Origin of the sequence: Streptomyces sp. NPDC057854 (genome assembly GCF_042797055.1) — a bacterium.
In the GTDB taxonomy this organism is placed as follows: domain Bacteria; phylum Actinomycetota; class Actinomycetes; order Streptomycetales; family Streptomycetaceae; genus Streptomyces.
In genome coordinates this window covers 43881-61937 of sequence record NZ_JBHVMF010000023.1, presented here as the reverse complement: position 1 = coordinate 61937, position 18057 = coordinate 43881, and the positions used below count along the sequence as shown (strand labels likewise).

Genomic DNA, 18057 nt, shown 5'->3' with positions numbered 1-18057 from the left:
CCGCTCACCAGGGCCGCGGCGGGGCGGGGCCCTTCCGGACCGGCGGAGCGGGCACGCCGACGGGCAGGGGCCCATGGGGGCCGCACCGGGATGGGAGCGCTCCCACACTAGAGCACGAGATCGCCGCCGCGCCACGCGCGCGTTCAGGAGATGACGTGAAGACCCGGGTCCAGGCGGCCCGAAACCCGCCGAACACCTTCCGGTAACGAATCCGCGTTCATGTCTTGACACCCCCACCCCCCCGGCGGCAACCTTCCGGCAACGACGTGGGAGCGCTCCCATCAGGGAGCCGGCAGAACCTGCATCAGGTCCCGGCAGGGCCCGCCGAGCCGCGAGCAGCCGGCCGGACCTCTTGGCGCACAACGAGCACCACCTTTGGACGAGGAGAGTGGAATGCGCACTTCCAGCAGCAGACGTGGCCGCCGCACGGCCGCCGCGGCGGTCGCCGCAGTGGCCACCGGCACGGTCCTGCTCACCGGTTGCGGAAGCGACACGGACGACGAGGCCGGGAAGGACGGCGGCAAGATCACGCTGCGGGTCGGCACCTTCGGCTCGTTCGGTTACGACAACAAGACCGGCGCGAAGCTCTACGCCGAGTACGAGCGGCTCCACCCGAACATCAAGATCGAGGAGTCGAACGTCTCCGACGGCCAGAAGTACTGGGACACCCTGAAGCTGCGCCTCTCCCAGAACAGCGGCGTCGCCGACATCCAGGCCATCGAGGTCGGCTACATCGCCGAGGCCACCGGCCCGACCATGGCCTCCAAGTGGGTCGACCTGAGCAAGGAGGGCGGCGCCGACACCTCCAAGTTCCTCGACTGGAAGGTCAAGCAGGCCACCACCGGCGACGGCAAGGTCATCGCCCTCGGCACCGACATCGGCCCGATGGCCGTCTGCTACAACAAGGACCTCTTCGCCAAGGCCAAGCTGCCCACCGACCGCGAGGAGGTCGGCAAGCTCTGGAGCGGCGACTGGTCGAAGTTCCTCACGGTCGGCGAGACGTACAAGAAGAACGCGCCCGCCGGCACCGCCTTCCACGACTCCGCCAGCGGCCTGTTCAACGCGGTGCTCTCCAGCGACCCGGTGCAGTACGCCGACGCCTCCGGCAAGCTCGACTGGGAGAACAGCCCCGGCGTGCGCAAGGCGTGGGAGCTCGGCGTCAAGGCGGCCCAGGGCGGACTCACCGCCAAGCTCCGCCAGTTCGACGAGAAGGGCACCTGGAACGCCGCCTTCAAGAACTCCCGGTTCGCCACCGTCGCCTGCCCGTCCTGGATGACCGGCATCATCAAGGACCAGGCCGGCCCCGCCAACCAGGGCAAGTGGGACATCGCCACGCCGCCGGTCGCCGGCAACTGGGGCGGCTCCTTCCTCGCCGTCCCGAAGGCGAGCAAGCACGCCAAGGAGGCCGCCGAGCTGGCCGCCTGGCTGACCGCCCCCGAGCAGCACGCCAAGGTCTTCGCGGTGAACGGCAACATCCCGTCCACCAAGGACACCCTCCTCTCCGACACGGTGCAGAACGCCAAGCTGCCCTACTTCGGCGACACCCCGGTCGGCAAGATCTTCTCCTCGGCCGCCGCCGGCATCCAGCCCGCCGTCATCAGCCGTTACGACGGCCAGGTGAAGACCTTCCTCACCGACAACGGCATCCTCGACATCGAGCAGCGGGGCACCGACCCGGCCACGGCGTGGGAGAACGTCAAGAAGCTGGTCGAGGACAAGATCGACCAGTAGCGGGGACCCCGTGCCGGCCCGCCGCCACCGACGGGCGGCGGGCCGGCACCGTCCGCACCACCGCACGCATCGACCTGGAAGGACGCCACCCGTGGCCACCTCCGTACGGGCGGAGCAGGGCGGCACCCCGCCGTCCGCCGCACCGCCCTCCCCGCCCGCCGCCCGCGGCCGGCGCCGCGCCTCCGCACCGGGCGGCTGGCGCAGCAGGCTCTACCGCTGGGACGTCAAGGCGATCCCGTACGTCTTCATCGCCCCCTTCTTCCTCACCTTCGCCGCCTTCGGCCTCTTCCCGCTGCTCTACACCGGCTACCTGTCGCTCAACCGGGTCGAACTCGGCGGCACCGCCGAGTGGAAGGGCCTGGAGAACTACACCGACCTCGCCACCAGCGAGTTCTTCTGGAACGCGCTCCTCAACACCTTCACCATCGGGGTCATCTCCACCGTCCCGCAGCTGCTGATGGCCCTCGGCCTCGCCCACCTGCTGAACTACAAGCTCCGCGCCCGCGGGTTCTTCCGGGTCGCCGTCCTCGCCCCGTACGCCACCTCGATCGCGGCGGCGACGCTGGTCTTCGCCCAGCTCTTCAACACCGACTACGGCATGATCAACACCCTGCTCGACTGGGTGGGGATCGGGCCGGTCGACTGGAACAACTCCAAGTGGCCGGCGCAGATCGCGATCTCCGTGATCGTCACCTGGCGCTGGACCGGCTACAACGCGCTCATCTACCTCGCCGCCATGCAGGCCGTGCCGCAGGACCTCTACGAGGCCGCGTCGCTGGACGGCGCCTCCCGCTGGCGCCAGTTCATCAGCGTCACCATCCCGTCCATCCGGCCGACGATCTTCTTCACGATCATCGTCTCCACCATCGGCGCCACCCAGCTCTTCGGCGAGCCGATGCTCTTCGGCGGCAGCGTCGGCATCAGCGGCGGCAGCGGCCACCAGTTCCAGACGCTGAGCCTGCTGATGTACGAAAAGGGCTGGATCACCGGCGCGCTGGGTTCCGCCTCCGCGATCGCCTGGGTCATGCTGGCGCTCCTGCTGCTCATCGGTGGCATCCAGGCGCTGGTCTCCCGCCGCAACCGCAAGAAGCTGGGGGACTGACATGGCCCGCACCCTCGACACCGCCCCGGCCGTCGAGCCGAAGACGTCCGGGGAGCGCCCGGCGCGCCGCCGCTTCCGCCAGACGGCGGGCCGGCAGCACCACGCGGGACCGCTCACCTACGTGCTGCTCGCGATCGCCACGGTCGTCTCGCTGTTCCCGCTGTACTGGAACGTGGTCGCCGCCTCGCACACCGGCGAGCGGGTCGTCCAGGCCCCGGCGCCGCTGCTGCCCGGCTCCCGGCTGCTCGACAACCTCAGCTTCGCCTGGGACCAGGTCGACATGGGCGAGGCGCTGATCAACACCACCGTGGTGGCGAGCCTGGTGGCCGCGTCCACCGTGCTCTTCTCCACCCTGGCCGGCTTCGCCTTCGCCAAGCTGCCCTTCAAGGGCCGCGGCATGCTGCTGTCGCTGGTCGTCGCCACCATGACGATCCCGCCGCAGCTCAGCGTCATCCCGCTGTACCAGATCATCACCGACCTCGGCTGGTTCGACCAGCTGCAGTCCGTGGTGCTGCCCTCGCTCGTCGCGGCCTTCGGCGTGTTCTTCATGCGCCAGTTCCTCATCGAGGCGCTGCCCGTCGAGCTGGTCGAGGCGGCCCGCATGGACGGGGCGCACAGCCTGCGGATCATCTGGCACGTGGTCTTCCCGGTGGCCCGACCGGCCATGGCCGTGCTCGGCATGCTGGTCTTCGTGCAGGCGTGGAACGACTTCTTCTGGCCGTTCATCGCCCTCACCCCGGACGGCAACCCGACCCTCCAGGTCGCGCTCGCCGGCCTCGGCGCGGGCAACCACACCGTGGACCACGCGATCGTGCTGACCGGCGCGCTGATATCCACCGTGCCGCTGCTGCTGGTCTTCGCCTTCCTGGGCAAGCACATCGTGGGCGGCATCACCGCCGGCGCGGTCAAGAGCTGACCGACCCGCCCCTTCTCCGTACCGCAACCGCCCGGCTCCGTCCGGGTCCGCCGCAGCCGCCGGACCCGGACGAGCCGTCCCTCACCTCGCGTTGGGAGCGCTCTCCTATGACCGCGTCCGAAACCCGGCCGCTCACCGCCGTCCGCCAGTTCCCCTCCGGCTTCCTCTGGGGCGCGGCCACCGCCGCCTACCAGATCGAGGGGGCGGCCCGGGAGGACGGCCGCACGCCGTCCATCTGGGACACCTTCTCGCACACCCCCGGCAAGGTCTTCGAGGGCCACACCGGCGACGTGGCCGTCGACCACTACCACCGGTACCGCGAGGACGTCGCCCTCATGGCCGAACTCGGCCTGAACGCCTACCGGTTCTCCGTCTCCTGGTCCCGGGTCCAGCCCACCGGCCGCGGCCCGGCCGTCCAGAAGGGCCTGGACTTCTACCGCTCGCTGGTGGACGAGCTGCTCGCCGCCGGCATCGAACCCGCGCTCACCCTCTACCACTGGGACCTGCCGCAGGAGCTGGAGGACGCGGGCGGCTGGCCCGAGCGCGCCACCGCCGAGCGGTTCGCCGAGTACGCCGGGATCGTCGCCGACGCCGTCGGCGACCGCGTCAAGCGGTGGACCACGCTCAACGAGCCGTGGTGCACCGCCTTCCTGGGATACGGCTCCGGGGTGCACGCGCCCGGCCGCACCGACCCGGTCGCCTCGCTGCGCGCCGCCCACCACCTCAACCTCGGCCACGGGCTCGCCGTGCAGGCGCTGCGCGCCGCGCTGCCGGCGGACCGTCAGATCGCCGTCTCGCTCAACCTGCACGAGGTGCGGGCGCGCAGCACGTCCGCCGAGGACCTGGAGGCGGCCCGCCGGATCGACGCCGTCGGCAACCGCGTCTGGCTCGGCCCGATGCTGGAGGGCGCCTACCCGGAGGACCTGATCGCCGACACCCGGCACCTCACCGACTGGTCCTTCGTGCAGCCCGGTGACACGGCGACGGCGCACCAGCCGCTGGACTTCCTCGCCATCAACTACTACGCGCCCACCCTGGTGGCGCACGTCGCCGAGGGCGAGGAGAAGCCGCAGGACGACGGGCACGGCGACAGCGCCCACTCGCCGTGGCCGGGCGCGGACTCCGTGGCCTTCCACCGGGCGCCCGGCGAGCGGACCGCGATGGGCTGGCCGGTCGACGCGACCGGCCTGTACGACCTGCTGCGCCGGACCTCGGAGGCGTACCCGGACCTGCCGCTGGTGATCAGCGAGAACGGCGCCGCGTACGAGGACGTGGTCGGCGAGGACGGCGGGGTGCACGACCCGGAGCGGACCGCCTACGTGCACGCGCACCTGGCGGAGGTGCACCGGGCGATCGCCGACGGCATCGACGTCCGCGGCTACTTCCTGTGGTCGCTGCTGGACAACTTCGAGTGGGCGTACGGCTACGCGAAGCGGTTCGGCATGGTCCACGTCGACTACGACACCCTGCGGCGCACCCCGAAGACCAGCGCCCGCTGGTACGCGCGGGTGGCCCGCTCGGGCGAGCTGCACGCGCCCGACGCGGTCTGAGCCGCACGCGGCCGAGGGCCGTGCCGGATCACCGGCACGGCGCTCAGCCGTTCTTGAGAACCTGTCAGATGTCGACGACCCGGTAGCCGATGACGTAGACGCCGCCGGAGCCCTCGACGGTCCGCCACTGGGTCTCGGCGCCGACCTCGCTGCCGGTGACCAGGGTGGAGCCGAGCTTGTCGTCGCCGCCGAAGGTGTCCTTGTCCCAGAGGGTCAGGGTGCGGGCCTGCTCGCGGCCGAGGATGAGGGCGGCGCTGCTGTTGCCGTCGGCCATGGAGCGGACATACCCGGCGCCCATCGTCTGGTAGCTGATGCCGTTGCCCGGCCAGACCTTGACGGCGTTGCCGTTGGCGTCGGTGATCTTGAGGTACGCCTCGTCGTGGTCGCCCTCGCTGTGCTTCTGGCAGTGCAGCTCGAACAGCTCGATCTTCACGTAGTCGATCGGCTCGGCCTGGGCGGTGCCGGCGAAGGCGGCGACGCTCGCCAGCCCGAGGACGGCGGTGGCGGCGGCGCGTGCGACCCGGTTCTTGCGCATGGTGTGTCTCCCCCGAAGGTGTGCGTTCTGGTGTCCTGTTCTGCGTGCCGTTCCCCCGGCACGTCCCTTACTGTGCCGCCCCTCCCCCGCCCCGTTCTACGCGCGTTCCGCTGAACGGAACGGCTGCCGGGGCGGGGTGCGGCGCGGTTCAGGGGGCGAGCGCGGCGGGCGGCACGGAGCGGGACGGCACGCCGCGGGCCAGCAGCCGGCCGAGCGCGGTCCCTGCGGCGGCGACGGCCTCGCCGAGCGCGTCGAGCCGCCGCCCGGCGGGCACCATCGCGGCGAGCGCGGCGACGGTCCGCCCGTCCCGGCCCCGGACGGGGAACGCGGCACAGCACACCCCGTCCATCACGTCCTCCCGGTCGAGGACCGGACCGGCCCTGAGCGGTCCGCGCAGGGCCTTCCCGGCGGCGGTGTCGAGCCGGAACGCGGTGCCGTTCCGAACCGGCACCAGCGGCTCCAGCGCGCCGGGGGCGGAGGCGACGACCATGGCCTGGTCCTCGCGGAGCACGGCGAGGACGACGCTGGCGCCGGTCGCGGCGCGCAGCCCCTGCACCGGCAGCCGGGCGGCGCACCGGAGCCCGGGATGCGGCTCCCATCCCTGGCCGAGGCGGTAGAGCTGCGGTCCGACGCGGTAGCGGGAGCCGTGCCGCTCCACCGCGCCGAGGGCGACGAGCTGGTCGAGCAGCCGGTGCGCGCTGCCCTTGGGCACCCCGCAGGCGAGGGCGAGTTCGGTGACGCCGGCCTCGTCGCCGCACCGGCGCAGCGCGTCGAGGAGCGCGAAGGCGCCTTCGAGGACGCCCCGGCCGCGGCCCGGCCGGTCGTGCGCGGCCGGCGGGGCGGGGTCGCCGGGTCTCGGACGTGTCCCGTGGTCCATGGGTGCTGGTCCCCCTGTCTCTCGGCCCGGCCGGTGTCCCCCATGGCACGGCTCCGGGCGCCCTCCCACGATGCCGCAGACCCGGACGGACCGCCGAAGGGTTCGGCGCCGGTGCGTCGCGCCGGAACGGCCGGGAGCCGGGCCCGTCGCGGAGGACGGACCCGGCCCCGGTGGCCGGACGCGCGGGGATCAGACGCGGTCGGCGGCGATCAGCACGTACTGGAAGGAGCCGTCCTTGTACGACTCGATGAACGCCTCCTCGATGCCGGTGACCAGCGACGAGGTGGCGCGCAGCTCCCAGTAGGGCAGCGTGTCGGGGGTCAGGTCGATGACGGCCTGGGGCACGAGCCGGTTGTCGGCCATGGCCTTCAGGTACTCGCGGCGGGAGTGGATGTTGCACTCGAAGTGGGCGTTGATCTGGGAGACCCACTTGGAGGGCTGGCCGTACTTGGGGTTCCAGCAGCCGGTGATGGTGACGTAGCGTCCGCCGACCTTCAGGAAGCGGGAGTGCTCGGCCATCAGGTCGTCGAGGTCGACGTACATGCTGGACTCGTTGTTCCAGGACGCGGCGATGGAGCCCTTGGCGAAGGGGGTGTCGAGCATGTTGCACACCTGGGCGCGGACGTGGGTGTCGATGCCCATCTCGCGGGCGCGCCGGTTGCCGAACTCGGCCTGGGTGGAGGAGAGGGTGACGCCCTCGACCTTGCAGCCGAAGCGCTGGTGGGCCATGACGCTCGATCCGCCGCGTCCGCAGCCGGCGTCGACGAGGGTGTCGGCGGCGGTGATCGGGCCGAGGTGGTCGAGCAGGAGCTCGGTCTGGGCGGACTCCAGCCGGTGCAGCTCGGCGATCAGCTTCTTCTCGTACTCGCTGTCCTCGGGGGTGCCGAGGGAGGCGTGGTCGACGGCGCCGATGCCGTAGTGGTGGTGGTAGAGGCCGTCCACGTCACCGAGGCGCAGGTTCACGGGCCGGGCCTCGGCGTTCCAGTAGCGGGCGATGTCGCCCTGGTAGGGCGTCGCCGGGCCGGGGATGGTCGCGGAGGCGTCGGTGGTGGTGAGCTCGGTGGTCACAGGGGAGTCCATTTCTCGCCGGAAGGCGATTACCAGAAGTCGGGCAGGCTGTAGCGGAAGGTGTTGGTCTGGTGCCAGTAGTGGTTGCCGTCGACCCAGGTGGCGACGCCCTTGAGGAAGCGCGTCACGGTGGGGACGGGGAAGGCGGCGGCCACCTCGGCGGCGGCGGCCTCGAAGGCGTGCATGAGGTCGTTGTGGACCTCGATCGCCTTCAGGTAGGCGTCGCGTTCGGAGAGCTTCTCGCGCTCCGCGAGCACCACCGGCAGGTTGAGGTGGACGCCGGGGCTGGAGAGTTCCTTGGTGTAGGAGTACAGGTCGTTGACGATGGTCGTCGCGTTGCCCGCGAGGGCGATGACCCGCTGCATCTCCGGCCGGGCGTGCAGGTCCGCCGGCAGTTCGTAGCCGCCGACGGTGTCGGTGATGGTGGGGCAGGGGCGGAAGTTGTTGAACTGGCGCATCGCCAGGTACTCCCACACCTCGGGCATGTGGCCGGTCTCGGCCCAGGCCGCCTCGGCGAGGTAGCCCATGTGGAGGCGGGCCATGTCGTGCCGGTAGCGGTCGGACTGGGACGGCGAGGCGGCGGCGGTGAAGTACCGCATGGCCGAGCGGTAGGCGCGGCGGGGGGCGTCCGAGCCGAGCGACTCGGCCCACGCAGGCGCGTACTCGGCGGTGGTGTACAGCGGGTCGAGCGCGGTGTGCGCCATGAGGAGGCGTCCGCCGAGGCCGATGGGCGAGCCGCCGTGGTCCTCGCAGTAGCAGTCGTCGACGGCGTTCTCGGCGACCATGAGCCGGGTGGCGAGCATGACGTGGTCGACGGTCGGGGCGTCGGGGTGGCAGGCCACCATGTAGCGCCCGACGGAGAAGCCGTCGAACTGGCCCTCCCACTCCTCCGGGTAGAGCTGGACCTCGTCGACGGCCCAGTCCTTGATCCGGCGGCTGACCTCGTCCACCCGGGCGGGGTCGGGGTCGGGCACGGGGTGGAAGTAGAGGCCGGGGATGGGCCGGCCCTCCGCCGCGGAGGCGGCGGGGGCGGGCGCGGCGGCCGGGTCCGGCACCCCGTCCGGCACCGGGGGCGGTGCCGGACGGGCGAGCGACACGCTGGACGTGCCGAGTCCGCTGGGTCCGCCGGGGGTCCAGCGGGGCGCGGCCGCCGGCGCGGGCGCCTCGGCGGCCGGGCCGGTGAGGACCTGGGCGAGGACGTCGGCCCCGAGGCGGGCCGCCGCCGCGGGCAGGTGTGCCGGCAGGGGGGAGAGCCCGGGGTCGGGCATCCGTAGCTCCTTGCGGGGTGGGGTGGTCCGTCCCGGGGCCGGGACGGCCGGGGCCGTCAGTCGCGGCGGCGGGCGATCTGCACGTTCTCCATCACGCCGAGCGCGTCGGGGACGAGGACGGCGGCGGAGTAGTAGGTGGTGACCAGGTACGACATGATCGCCTGCTCGTTGATGCCCATGAAGCGGACGGAGAGGCCGGGCTCGTACTCCTCCGGGATGCCGGTCTGGCGGAGGCCGATGACGCCCTGGTTCTCCTCGCCGGTACGCATGGCGATGATGGAGCTGGTCTGCTCCTTGGTGATCGGGATCTTGTTGCAGGGGAGGATCGGGACGCCGCGCCAGGCGGGGACGGACTGGCCGCCGAGGTCGACGTGGTCCGGGTAGAGGCCGCGGGCGTTGAACTCGCGCCCGATGGCGGCGATGGTGCGCGGGTGGGCGAGGAACAGCTTGGTGCCCCGGCGGCGGCTGAGCAGCTCGTCCATGTCGTCCGGGGTGGGCGGGCCGGAGTGGGTCTGGATGCGCTGCTTGAAGTCGGCGTTGTGCAGGAGGCCGAACTCGCGGTTGTTGACGAGCTCGTGCTCCTGGCGCTCGCGCAGGGCCTCGATGGTCAGGCGGAGCTGCTCCTCCGTCTGGTTGTGCGGGCCGTTGTAGAGGTCGGCGACGCGGGTGTGGATCTTGAGGACGGTCTGCGCGACGGAGAGCTCGTACTCGCGGGGCTTGAGCTCGTAGTCCACGAAGGCGCCGGGGAGGACGGCCTCGCCGACGTGGCCGGCGGACATGGCGATCTCGGCCTCGCCGTGCTTGTTCTGCGCGTGCTCGGGGAGGCTGCTGAACGCGTCGATGTGGGCCTGGAGGGCCGGGGAGCCGGCCATCACCGTGGCGAAGTCGGCGCGGGAGAGGGTGAGCAGGGTGCCCGCGGTCTCGGCGGTGGCGGTGTAGTCCCAGGTGGCGTCGGCGTCGAGGAGGGCGTTCTCGCCGAAGCGGTCGCCGTCGCCGAGGACGGCGACCGTGATGTCGTCGCCGTAGGGACCCTCGGAGGTCTGGGCGATGCGGCCGTGGGCGAGGAGGTGGATCTCGCCGGCGGCGTTGCCGCGGGCGACGATGACGTCACCGGCGGAGAAGTCGCGCTGGACGCAGCGGGCGGCGAGCGCGGCGAGCACCTCGTCGTCGTCGAAGCCGCGCAGCAGGGCGAGTTCGCCGAGCTCGCGGGGGATGACACGGACGGTGGCGCCGTCCTGGACGAACTCCACCCGGCCGTCGCCGACGGTGTAGCTGAGCCGGCGGTTCACCCGGTAGGCGCCGCCCTTGGTCTCCACCCAGGGGAGCATCCGCAGCAGCCAGCGGGAGGTGATCTCCTGCATCTGCGGGGCGGACTTGGTGGTCGAGGCGAGGTTCCGCGCGGCGTCGGTGCTGAGGGACTGCTGCGGGAGTGCCGCCTGGGCTTCCGGGCTGGTGTCGACGGTCATCGGACCGGGGTCTCCTTAGCGAGGGTGGTGACCGGGCACGGCGACACGCCGGACCCGTCGAGGAGGGAAGGGAGGGAGGGCGCCTGGCCATCCGTCCAGACCCGGGGAACAGTAACGGCCCGTCAGCGGAGCGTGCCCGGCGAGACGAGGGGCATTACCTCGATGCAGTGATCTTGTTCAGGGCGTGGTTTACCCCCTTCCGCGTCGGCTTTCCGCCACGGTCGCGGACGGGCCGGGGACATGCGGGCCGGTGGCGGGCGCGGGGCCGGGCGGCGCTCCCGATCGGACGGCACGCATTCCGGCCACGCCGAGGCCTGCACCCCCTGCTTGACAACCCGCCGCTGCCGTCACACAAGTCAACCGGCGGCGTCAACGGAGGCCCGGGCGGGTTCCGCGCCGGGTCGCGGGCTCCCCGCCCGCCGCGCCAACTGCCGTTCACCGTCCGCGAGTTCGTGGGACGATGCAAGTCTCGGGACAAAGGGGGTTCCCGCGAGTACGGGGGTACGCATGGGGGCGGGGCACGCGCGCGGGACCGGGCGCGGCGGCGCGGGGCGGTCGGCGTGGTGAGCGGGGCCCCGCACCCGTACGCGGAAGGGGCGCCGGACCGGAGGTTCGCGAACCGGGACCTGCTGCCGAACGACACCGGGGAGTTCCGCTGGCGCTGGTGGGACTTCGCGGCGATCTGGATCTGCGTGTCCTGGAGCCTGGCCTACCTGATGCTGGCGGGGATGCCGGGGCAGGAGCGGTTCACCTGGCCGCAGACGCTGCTGATCTGCGCGATCGCCCAGATCGTCGTCCTGCTGCCGTCGTTCCTGGTGGAGCACGCCGGAGACCGGTACGGGCTGCCGTTCGCCGTCTTCGCCCGCAGCGCGTTCGGGGTGCGGGGGGCCGCGCTGCCGGCGCTGCTGCGGTTCGCGTCGGCGTGCGTGTTCTTCGGCCTCCAGGCCGACCTCGGCGTCCAGGGCCTGTCCATGCTCACCGGGGGCCTGCTCGACTCCGACCGCGACAGCGTCCTCACCCCCGCGTACCTGGTGTTCCTGGCGCTCCAGCTGTGGATCATCTCGAAGGGGCCGGACGGGCTGCGCAGGTTCGCGGACCTCGCGGCGCCGGCGCTGGTCGCGGGTCTCGCGGTGGCGTTCGTCTGGGCGTCGGCGCACGGGACGGAGCCGGTGCTGCCCGAGCCGGCGCGCCGATCGGCTGGGGGGCGGACTTCTGGGGGGCCGCGGCCCCGGCGCTGGCCTCCGCGACGGCCCTGTTCGCGGCGGTCGGGCTGACCGTGCCCGATCTGGTGCACCTGGGGTCCCCGGGCCGGCGCGCCGAGGGAACCCGCTCGCGCCTGGGGGTGGGGCTGCTGCTCCCGGTCCTGATGACGGGCACCCTGCTGTACACGATGGCGCTGATGTCCCTGGCGGGGTTCACGAGGGACGGCTACCACGGCACGCTGATCCTGCACGCGCTGGAGGACCTGCCGGGCGGCAGCCTCCTCGCGGCGGCGATGCTGATCGCCGCGACGCTCTGCGCCAACCTCGGGCTGAACCTGGTGTCGGCCGGGTACGACCTGTCGAGCACCGCCCCGTCCCGGCTCGGCTTCCGGGGCGCGGCGGTGCTCGCGGCCCTCGTCGGCACGGCGGTCGCGTGGTGGGCGCGGAGCGGCGACGCGTACGAGGCGGTGCTGCGCTGGGCGGACCTGGCCGAGGGCTTCTTCGGCACGGTCTCCGGGATCCTCGTCGTGGAGTACTGGATCGTGCGCGGGACGCGGCTGCGGCCGGCCGACCTGTACCGGGCCGGGGGGCCGTACTGGTACGAGGGCGGCTGGAACTGGCGGGCCGTCGTGGCGTTCCTCGTCGGCGGGGTGCTGGCGGTCGGCGGCTCCTCCGACGGCCCGGGGGCGGGCGGTCCGCCGCTGCCGTTCCTGGCGCCGCTGGACGACTTCGGCTGGCTCGTCGGGCTGGTCGTGGCGGGCGGGCTGTACGCGGCGCTGACACCGGGGGCGCGGCGCCGGGGCGGCGGAGCGGACGCCTGACCGGGCGGGCGGAGCCGCGCGGTGATCGTGTGCGCCGGCGGCGCCCGCTCCCCGGCCGCCGGGGCCGGCCGCCCGACTACGATGTGCCCGGTCGCGGCCGGGATCGGCGGAGAGGACGGGGACGCATGCGTCGGCTCGGGGAGCTGGAAGCGGAGATCATGGACCGCTTCTGGCGGTGGGGGCGCGCCGCCACCGTCCGCGAGGTCGTCGACGACCTCAACCGGCACCGCGACATCGCCTACACCACCGTCACCACCGTGACCGGCATCCTGTTCCACAAGGGCCACCTCACCCGCACCCGCGAGGGGCGCGTCTGGTTCTACCGGGCCGCGGCCACCCGCGAGGCGTACGCCGCCGCCCTCATGGAGGACGGCCTCGGCGCCAGCGAGGACCGGACGGCCGCCCTCGCCCGGTTCGTGGAGAACCTCGACGCCGGCGAACTCGACGCGCTGCGCGCCGCGCTCCGCGCCGCCGAGCGGCGCACCGGGGCCTGAACGTCGCCCCGGCCGTGCCCGGCCGCGCGGCGCTGCTTTCGCCGGGCGTGGCCCGGCTGCCGCCGGGGCTGTGACGGGGCACGTCCGAAACACCTGTGCACGCCGGGACGGGGTGGCTCGTTGGACCGGGCGAACCCCTCGCTCGCCGTCTCCCGGAGGCCGACATGCACCCCCTGCCCGTGGACGAGTTCGTCGCGACGCTGCCGAAGGCGACGCTGTTCGGCGCCGTGTACTTCACCGACCTGGACGACCGGCCCGTGCAGCTCCACGCCGTGTACAGCGACGAGCACCCGTGGCAGCTGCCGGGCGGGACGGCCGAGGCGGGCGAGCGCCCGTGGGAGACCGCCGTTCGGGAGACCGAGGAGGAGACCGGGCTCGTCGTGCCGGGGCCGCCGCGGCTGCTCGCGGCCGTGTTCGGGCTGCCGGGGGCGGCGTGGCCGCTGGCGAGCGCCGGGTACGTGTTCGACGGCGGGCGGCTCACCGACCGGCAGATCGCGGAGCTCGTGCTCGACCCGGCGGAGCACGACGAGGTCCGCGTGCTGCCGCTCCCGGAGTGGCGGGCGCTGATGCCGGCGCGGGACTTCGCCCGCCTCGCCGCCTTCGCGGAGGCCCGGCGCACGGGCACGGCCGCCTACGTCGGCACGTGGGACTGGGACGAGACGCCGCCGGACGCCGGCGCCGGGAGCTGCTGAGGCGTCATGCGGCGGGGCGGCGGGGGTCCTCCGCCGAGCGCAGGGCCCGCAGCAGTGCGCGGAGGCGAGGGGTGGGCGGTCCCGGCGGGACGGCGAGCGCGGTGGTGACGGTGAGGCCGGCCAGCGGGCGGACGGCGACCCGGGGCGGCGCCGGGAGGCCGCGTACGTCGTAGAAGACCGTCCAGGACGGCTCCGGGTCGGTGCCGATGGCGGTCAGGGTCTCGCGCAGGCCGGTGAACGGCGGGCCGGCGGGCGCGCGGACGGCGCCGGTCACCAGGTCGTGGAAGGGCGGGTTCTCGCCGCGCGGGGCCAGCCGCAGCGGCAGCGCCGCCAGTTCCCCCGGTTCCAGGCGGGGCCGGGTGGCGAGCGGGTGGTCGCGGGGCAGGGCGGCGTACAGCGGATCCGTCCACAGCGGCAGCAGCGCGAGGCCCGGGGCGCTGTCCACGGCCCGGACGAGGGCCGCGTCGAGTTCGCCGGTACGGACGGCGGCGAGCCGGTCCGTGACCGGGAGGCTCCGCAGCTCGACCCGCAGGCCGGGCGCGCCGGCGGTCAGGTCGGCGAGGACCCGGTCGAGCCGGTCGCCGGGGCCGTGGACGGCGCCGAGGCGCAGCACCCCGTCGTCCCCGGCGGCAATGTCGGCGGCCACCCGGGCGGCCCGGCCGGCCGCCGCGAGGACCGCCCGCGCCTCGGGCAGCAGCCGCTCCCCCGCGCCGGAGAGCCGCACCCGGCGGGTGGTCCGCTCGAAGAGCGGGGTGCCCCACTCCTCCTCCAGCCGGCCGACCTGGCGGCTGACGGCGGACTGGGCGACGCCGAGCCGGGCGGCGGCGCGGCCGAAGCCGCCCTCCTCGGCGACGGCCACGAAGTACCGCAGCTGCCGCAGTTCCATGGGGGCTCCCTCCCGCCCGGGGGCGATTCATCTCGGAACGCGATCACCGCCATGCTCAACGGCCGCTGGTTCCCCGTTGCTTCCCGGGATCGAATGGGAGCGCCGGAAGGAAGGCACCGACGGAACGAGCCGGGGAGTGACGGGCGATGGGGCAGCGGGCGGACGAGCGGGCGGCGGCGCTGGTGGTGCGGGCGGAGGACGCGGAGCGGGTGCCGCTGCCGCACGGCGGGGCGTTCGTGCTGCTCGCGGACGGCGGGGACACGGGAGGGGCGCTCGGTGCCAACCGGCTGCTGCTGGGGGCGGGGGCGACCGGGGCGCGGCCGCACTTCCACGCGCGTTCGACGGAGCTGTTCCACGTCCTCGGCGGGACCATGTGGTTCACCCTGGACGGGCGTACCGCGCGGGTGGGGGCGGGCGGTCTCGTCGTCGTCCCGCCGGGGGTGCCGCACTCGTTCGGTGCCGTGCGGGGGTCGACGGCGGACGTGCTGGCGGTTCTGACGCCCGGCGTCGACCGGTTCGGTTACTTCCGGGCGCTGGGCCGGATCCAGTCCGGGCAGGAGCCGTTCTCGGTGCTCCTGCCCGAACAGGACCGGTACGACGTGCACTTCGTGAGCGTGCCGGAGGACGGTCAGCCCTGATCGGCCGCGTAGGAGGCCATCCAGGTCAGGGCGGCGTTCCAGTTGATGGTGATCTCGTTGGTGGACCAGGAGTGGATGTCGTCGATGTAGCAGAACTGGCCGGTGCAGCCGGTGAGTTTCGCCTGGGCGACCGGGTCCTGGATGCTGGAGTTGGGGCCGCCGGCGAGCGAACCGGCGGGCGGGCGGGGCAGGTTCGGGTCGAGCTGGTGGGCGTACCAGCGGCTGTGCTGGTTCTGGGCGGCGGCCTCGCCGTAGCCGGTGACGTAGGAGAGGTTCAGGGCGTTGCGGCCGAGGACGTAGTCCATGCTCTGGAGGGCGCCGTCGCGGTAGGCGGTGCGGCCGGTGAGGTCGTGGGCGGTGGCGAGGACGGCGGCGTTGTTGAGGATCTGGTGGGTGGAGCCCCAGTCGTACCGCTGGCCCTCGGGGGCGTACGGCATGCCGTAGGGGTGGGCGCGGAGGGTGGCGAGGTAGCGGTCGGCGCCGGCCCGGACGGACTGGCGGACGCGGTCGCGGCCGGGGAGCCGGCTGGGGACGGTGGCGAGGTCGAGGCGGGCGGGGACGGCGGTGGCGGCCCAGTCGAAGGCGACGGGTCCGAAGATGTCGGCGGTGTGGACCGGGGAGGTGAGGACGTGGTCCTCGAACTGCCGCTCGCCGGTGGTGAGGTAGAGCTCGGCGGCGGCCCAGTAGAACTCGTCGGCGACGTTCCGGTCGGGGTAGGCGCCGCCGCCGACGCCGTCGCTCTCGGAGGCGAGGACGTCGGGGTGGGCGAGGGCGGCGGCCCACGCCTTGCGGGCGGCGGTGAGGGCGGTGGCGGCGAACCGGGGGTCGTACTTCTGGTAGAGGCGGGCCGCCTGGGCGGCGGTCGCGGCGAGGTTGAGGGTGGCGGCGGTGGTCGGCGGGTGGAGCTCGCGCTTCTGCGGGTCGTCGGCGGGCAGCAGCGGCAGGCCGGTCCACTGCTCGTCGTGGACCTTGTGGTGGGCCATGCCGGCGAGCGGTTCGCCGTCCGGGACCTGCGTCTTCAGCAGGAAGTCCAGCTCCCAGCGGACCTCGTCGAGGAGGTCGGGGACGCCGTTGCCGCTCTCGGGGAGGGCGAGCGTGCCGTCGCCGTACGCGCCGGGGGTGCCGGTGCGGGCGTGCAGGGACCGCTCGTGGGCGGAGAGCAGCTGCCAGACGGAGATGCCGCCGTTGACGACGTACTTGCCGTGGTCGCCGGCGTCGTACCAGCCGCCGGTCACGTCGAGGGTGTACGAGCAGACGCCGGGCCGGCAGGGCACGTCGCGGTCGCCCTGGTTGGGGGCGGTGCCGACGTGGCCGGCGGCGCGGCCGTAGCCGGGGCGCAGGTCGTCGCGGATGGGGGTGCCGCTGCGCTGGGTGTAGTAGAACTTCGCGGCGTCCAGGCGGAGCCGGTCGTAGGCGTCGGCGGCGATGTCGAAGGGGTGGCTGGTCTCGCCGTCGGCGACGAGCGTGAAGCCGCGTCCGGGCGTGCGGTGGTGCCCGAAGTCGACGGAGTGGACGCGCTGTCCGGAGGACGGGTCGAGGCCGCGCGGGACGGTCGTGCCGCGCGCGACGACGGTGCCGCGCGCGTCCTTCAGCCGCCACGGCAGCGGCTCGGCCGCGTCGGTGACGACGGTGGCGTTCTTCGGCCCCCGGGGCAGGTAGCCGACCTGGTTGACGCGGACGCGGGGCCCGGTGTCGGGTTCGTACGTCTCCGGGGGCACGCCGCCGAGCAGCGAGACGTCGTCGAGGCAGAAGCGCCAGGGTTCGGCGGAGCCGCCGAGCTGGAAGGCGACCTGGCCCTGGGCGGTGTCCACCGGTGAGGCGAAGGTGTACGTGTAGGTGTCGCCGGAGACGCTGAGCTGCGGGACGACCTCGTGGTAGGCGTCGTACGGGGCGACCTGGAGGCCGACGACGGCACGGACGGAGTGGCCGGCGGGGGTGCCGGTCGCGCGGAAGGAGACGCGGTACGACTCGCCCTTGACGAGCGCGAGGTCGTTCTGGCCGACGGCCGCGTCCCAGCGGTTCGCGGTGCCGCCGGGCACGTCGGCGCAGAGCGTGCCGCCGTCCGTCCCGGCGGTGACGCCGCTGGTCCACCAGGAGTCGGTGCCCGCGTCGAAGGTGCCGTTCCTGATCCGTTCGGTCTCGCCGGCGCCCGCGGGCCCGGCGGGCACCGCGGTCAGGCCGGCGGCCAGCAGGGCCGTCAGGGAGAGCAGGGCGGTTCTGCGTCGGTTCACGTCCGGGCTCCTCGGTGGGGTGGCGGAGCGGGCATGGGAGCGCTCCCAAGGGGAGCGGTGGCCATCCTGGCGGCCCGGACGCGGGGTCGTCAACGGCCCGGACGCGACCGGGTGCCGCCGGCCGGTTCCGGTCGCGCGGCACCGGTGCCGGCGGGCCGTCGCGGGGACCGGACGCTGCCCGGGACGGCTGACGGCGGGTCCGGCGGGTAGACGCCGGACAGGAACGACGACCCGGACGGAAGGCGGCGAGGACGGTGCGAGGACACTCCCGGAGCAGCGCGCCCGCGTCGGCGGCGGACGGCCGGCCCAGGCTCACGGACGAGGAGTTCCGGACCCTGATGCGCGAGGCCAGGACCCTGGCCCGGCGCCGGGTCCTGGGCAGACCGCCCCCGGGCGAGAGCGACTTCGCGCTCCGCACCCAGCACGCGGAGTTCGGCGGGGCGGCCCATTGAACGGCGGCCCCGCCGGGCGCGCGATCGGGTGAAGCCGGTACGGCGTGGGGGCCCCCGGGGGGGGGGCGCCCGGCCCGCGCGGGGGGGGGGGGGGCCGGGGGGGTGTGTTATTAAAAAAATAAGCGGCC

The 18057-nt window shown here is 73.7% G+C and carries 17 protein-coding genes; 10 read left to right on the top strand and 7 right to left on the bottom strand.

Features of this window, described 5'->3' with window-relative positions:
• Nucleotides 1-393 precede the first annotated feature (393 nt).
• The 4 genes from ACFVQZ_RS28475 (at nt 394) to ACFVQZ_RS28460 (ending at nt 5299) form a co-directional block, all read left to right on the top strand.
• A complete protein-coding gene (locus ACFVQZ_RS28475; RefSeq protein WP_383627382.1) occupies nt 394-1731 on the top strand; it encodes an ABC transporter substrate-binding protein in 1338 nt (445 codons plus the stop codon).
• Nucleotides 1732-1822: 91 nt separating this feature from the next.
• Nucleotides 1823-2833: a carbohydrate ABC transporter permease gene (locus ACFVQZ_RS28470; protein ID WP_383627378.1), complete on the top strand. Its 1011-nt coding sequence runs from the start codon at nt 1823-1825 to the stop codon at nt 2831-2833.
• A gap of 1 nt (nt 2834) precedes the next feature.
• On the top strand, nt 2835-3749 hold the full coding sequence (locus ACFVQZ_RS28465; protein WP_030497003.1) for a carbohydrate ABC transporter permease: 915 nt from the start codon (nt 2835-2837) through the stop codon (nt 3747-3749).
• Nucleotides 3750-3856: 107 nt separating this feature from the next.
• Entirely contained in the window at nt 3857-5299 is a 1443-nt protein-coding gene (locus tag ACFVQZ_RS28460; RefSeq protein ID WP_383627375.1) for a GH1 family beta-glucosidase, read from the top strand.
• A gap of 64 nt (nt 5300-5363) precedes the next feature.
• On the opposite strand, the gene ACFVQZ_RS28455 is transcribed toward ACFVQZ_RS28460, so the two are convergent.
• From ACFVQZ_RS28455 to ACFVQZ_RS28435, 5 genes are all read right to left on the bottom strand, one after another.
• Complete coding sequence (locus ACFVQZ_RS28455) at nt 5364-5834, bottom strand: hypothetical protein (protein WP_030497005.1); 471 nt, start codon at nt 5832-5834, stop codon at nt 5364-5366.
• A gap of 148 nt (nt 5835-5982) precedes the next feature.
• Nucleotides 5983-6711: a helix-turn-helix domain-containing protein gene (locus ACFVQZ_RS28450; protein ID WP_051788195.1), complete on the bottom strand. Its 729-nt coding sequence runs from the start codon at nt 6709-6711 to the stop codon at nt 5983-5985.
• 189 nt (nt 6712-6900) lie between these two features.
• Nucleotides 6901-7779 (bottom strand): geranyl diphosphate 2-C-methyltransferase, encoded by an 879-nt coding sequence (locus ACFVQZ_RS28445; protein WP_030497007.1) that lies wholly within the window; start codon nt 7777-7779, stop codon nt 6901-6903.
• Between the two features lie 29 nt (nt 7780-7808).
• A complete protein-coding gene (locus ACFVQZ_RS28440) occupies nt 7809-9047 on the bottom strand; it encodes a family 2 encapsulin nanocompartment cargo protein terpene cyclase (protein ID WP_030497008.1) in 1239 nt (412 codons plus the stop codon).
• Nucleotides 9048-9103: 56 nt separating this feature from the next.
• The gene (locus ACFVQZ_RS28435) at nt 9104-10513 is read right to left on the bottom strand and encodes a family 2B encapsulin nanocompartment shell protein (RefSeq protein WP_383627369.1); all 1410 of its coding nucleotides are present in this window, start codon (nt 10511-10513) and stop codon (nt 9104-9106) included.
• 560 nt (nt 10514-11073) lie between these two features.
• On the opposite strand from ACFVQZ_RS28435, the gene ACFVQZ_RS28430 reads away from it, so the two are divergent.
• From ACFVQZ_RS28430 to ACFVQZ_RS28415, 4 genes are all read left to right on the top strand, one after another.
• Nucleotides 11074-11787, top strand: a complete 714-nt coding sequence (locus ACFVQZ_RS28430) for a cytosine permease (RefSeq protein WP_383627366.1) — start codon at nt 11074-11076, stop codon at nt 11785-11787.
• Nucleotides 11706-12536, top strand: a complete 831-nt coding sequence (locus ACFVQZ_RS28425) for a cytosine permease (RefSeq protein ID WP_383627515.1) — start codon at nt 11706-11708, stop codon at nt 12534-12536. The genes ACFVQZ_RS28430 and ACFVQZ_RS28425 overlap by 82 nt, the downstream gene beginning before the upstream one ends.
• Before the next feature lie 125 nt (nt 12537-12661).
• The gene (locus tag ACFVQZ_RS28420) at nt 12662-13030 is read left to right on the top strand and encodes a BlaI/MecI/CopY family transcriptional regulator (protein ID WP_030497011.1); all 369 of its coding nucleotides are present in this window, start codon (nt 12662-12664) and stop codon (nt 13028-13030) included.
• A gap of 164 nt (nt 13031-13194) precedes the next feature.
• Nucleotides 13195-13722 (top strand): NUDIX hydrolase, encoded by a 528-nt coding sequence (locus tag ACFVQZ_RS28415; protein ID WP_030497012.1) that lies wholly within the window; start codon nt 13195-13197, stop codon nt 13720-13722.
• A 4-nt stretch (nt 13723-13726) separates the two neighbouring features.
• On the opposite strand, the gene ACFVQZ_RS28410 is transcribed toward ACFVQZ_RS28415, so the two are convergent.
• A complete protein-coding gene (locus ACFVQZ_RS28410; RefSeq protein ID WP_383627362.1) occupies nt 13727-14608 on the bottom strand; it encodes a LysR family transcriptional regulator in 882 nt (293 codons plus the stop codon).
• A 146-nt stretch (nt 14609-14754) separates the two neighbouring features.
• On the opposite strand from ACFVQZ_RS28410, the gene ACFVQZ_RS28405 reads away from it, so the two are divergent.
• Nucleotides 14755-15246: a cupin domain-containing protein gene (locus ACFVQZ_RS28405; protein ID WP_383627359.1), complete on the top strand. Its 492-nt coding sequence runs from the start codon at nt 14755-14757 to the stop codon at nt 15244-15246.
• Here ACFVQZ_RS28405 and ACFVQZ_RS28400 read toward each other — a convergent pair.
• Nucleotides 15237-17477 carry a glycoside hydrolase family 9 protein gene (locus ACFVQZ_RS28400; protein WP_383627356.1) on the bottom strand — a complete coding sequence of 747 codons (2241 nt, stop codon included), beginning with the start codon at nt 17475-17477 and terminating at the stop codon, nt 15237-15239. The two genes, ACFVQZ_RS28405 and ACFVQZ_RS28400, sit on opposite strands and share 10 nt — an antisense overlap.
• Before the next feature lie 254 nt (nt 17478-17731).
• Between ACFVQZ_RS28400 and ACFVQZ_RS28395 the strand changes: the two genes are divergently transcribed.
• Nucleotides 17732-17929 (top strand): hypothetical protein, encoded by a 198-nt coding sequence (locus ACFVQZ_RS28395; RefSeq protein WP_383627353.1) that lies wholly within the window; start codon nt 17732-17734, stop codon nt 17927-17929.
• Nucleotides 17930-18057 lie beyond the last annotated feature (128 nt).

Coding starts and splice junctions, on each gene's coding strand:
- ACFVQZ_RS28465 (WP_030497003.1), top strand. CDS start 2,835: ATGGCCCGCACCCTCGACACCGCCCCGGCCGTCGAGCCGAAGACGTCC.
- ACFVQZ_RS28410 (WP_383627362.1), bottom strand. CDS start 14,608: ATGGAACTGCGGCAGCTGCGGTACTTCGTGGCCGTCGCCGAGGAGGGC.
- ACFVQZ_RS28475 (WP_383627382.1), top strand. CDS start 394: ATGCGCACTTCCAGCAGCAGACGTGGCCGCCGCACGGCCGCCGCGGCG.
- ACFVQZ_RS28420 (WP_030497011.1), top strand. CDS start 12,662: ATGCGTCGGCTCGGGGAGCTGGAAGCGGAGATCATGGACCGCTTCTGG.
- ACFVQZ_RS28460 (WP_383627375.1), top strand. CDS start 3,857: ATGACCGCGTCCGAAACCCGGCCGCTCACCGCCGTCCGCCAGTTCCCC.
- ACFVQZ_RS28415 (WP_030497012.1), top strand. CDS start 13,195: ATGCACCCCCTGCCCGTGGACGAGTTCGTCGCGACGCTGCCGAAGGCG.
- ACFVQZ_RS28450 (WP_051788195.1), bottom strand. CDS start 6,711: ATGGACCACGGGACACGTCCGAGACCCGGCGACCCCGCCCCGCCGGCC.
- ACFVQZ_RS28440 (WP_030497008.1), bottom strand. CDS start 9,047: ATGCCCGACCCCGGGCTCTCCCCCCTGCCGGCACACCTGCCCGCGGCG.
- ACFVQZ_RS28405 (WP_383627359.1), top strand. CDS start 14,755: ATGGGGCAGCGGGCGGACGAGCGGGCGGCGGCGCTGGTGGTGCGGGCG.
- ACFVQZ_RS28455 (WP_030497005.1), bottom strand. CDS start 5,834: ATGCGCAAGAACCGGGTCGCACGCGCCGCCGCCACCGCCGTCCTCGGG.
- ACFVQZ_RS28435 (WP_383627369.1), bottom strand. CDS start 10,513: ATGACCGTCGACACCAGCCCGGAAGCCCAGGCGGCACTCCCGCAGCAG.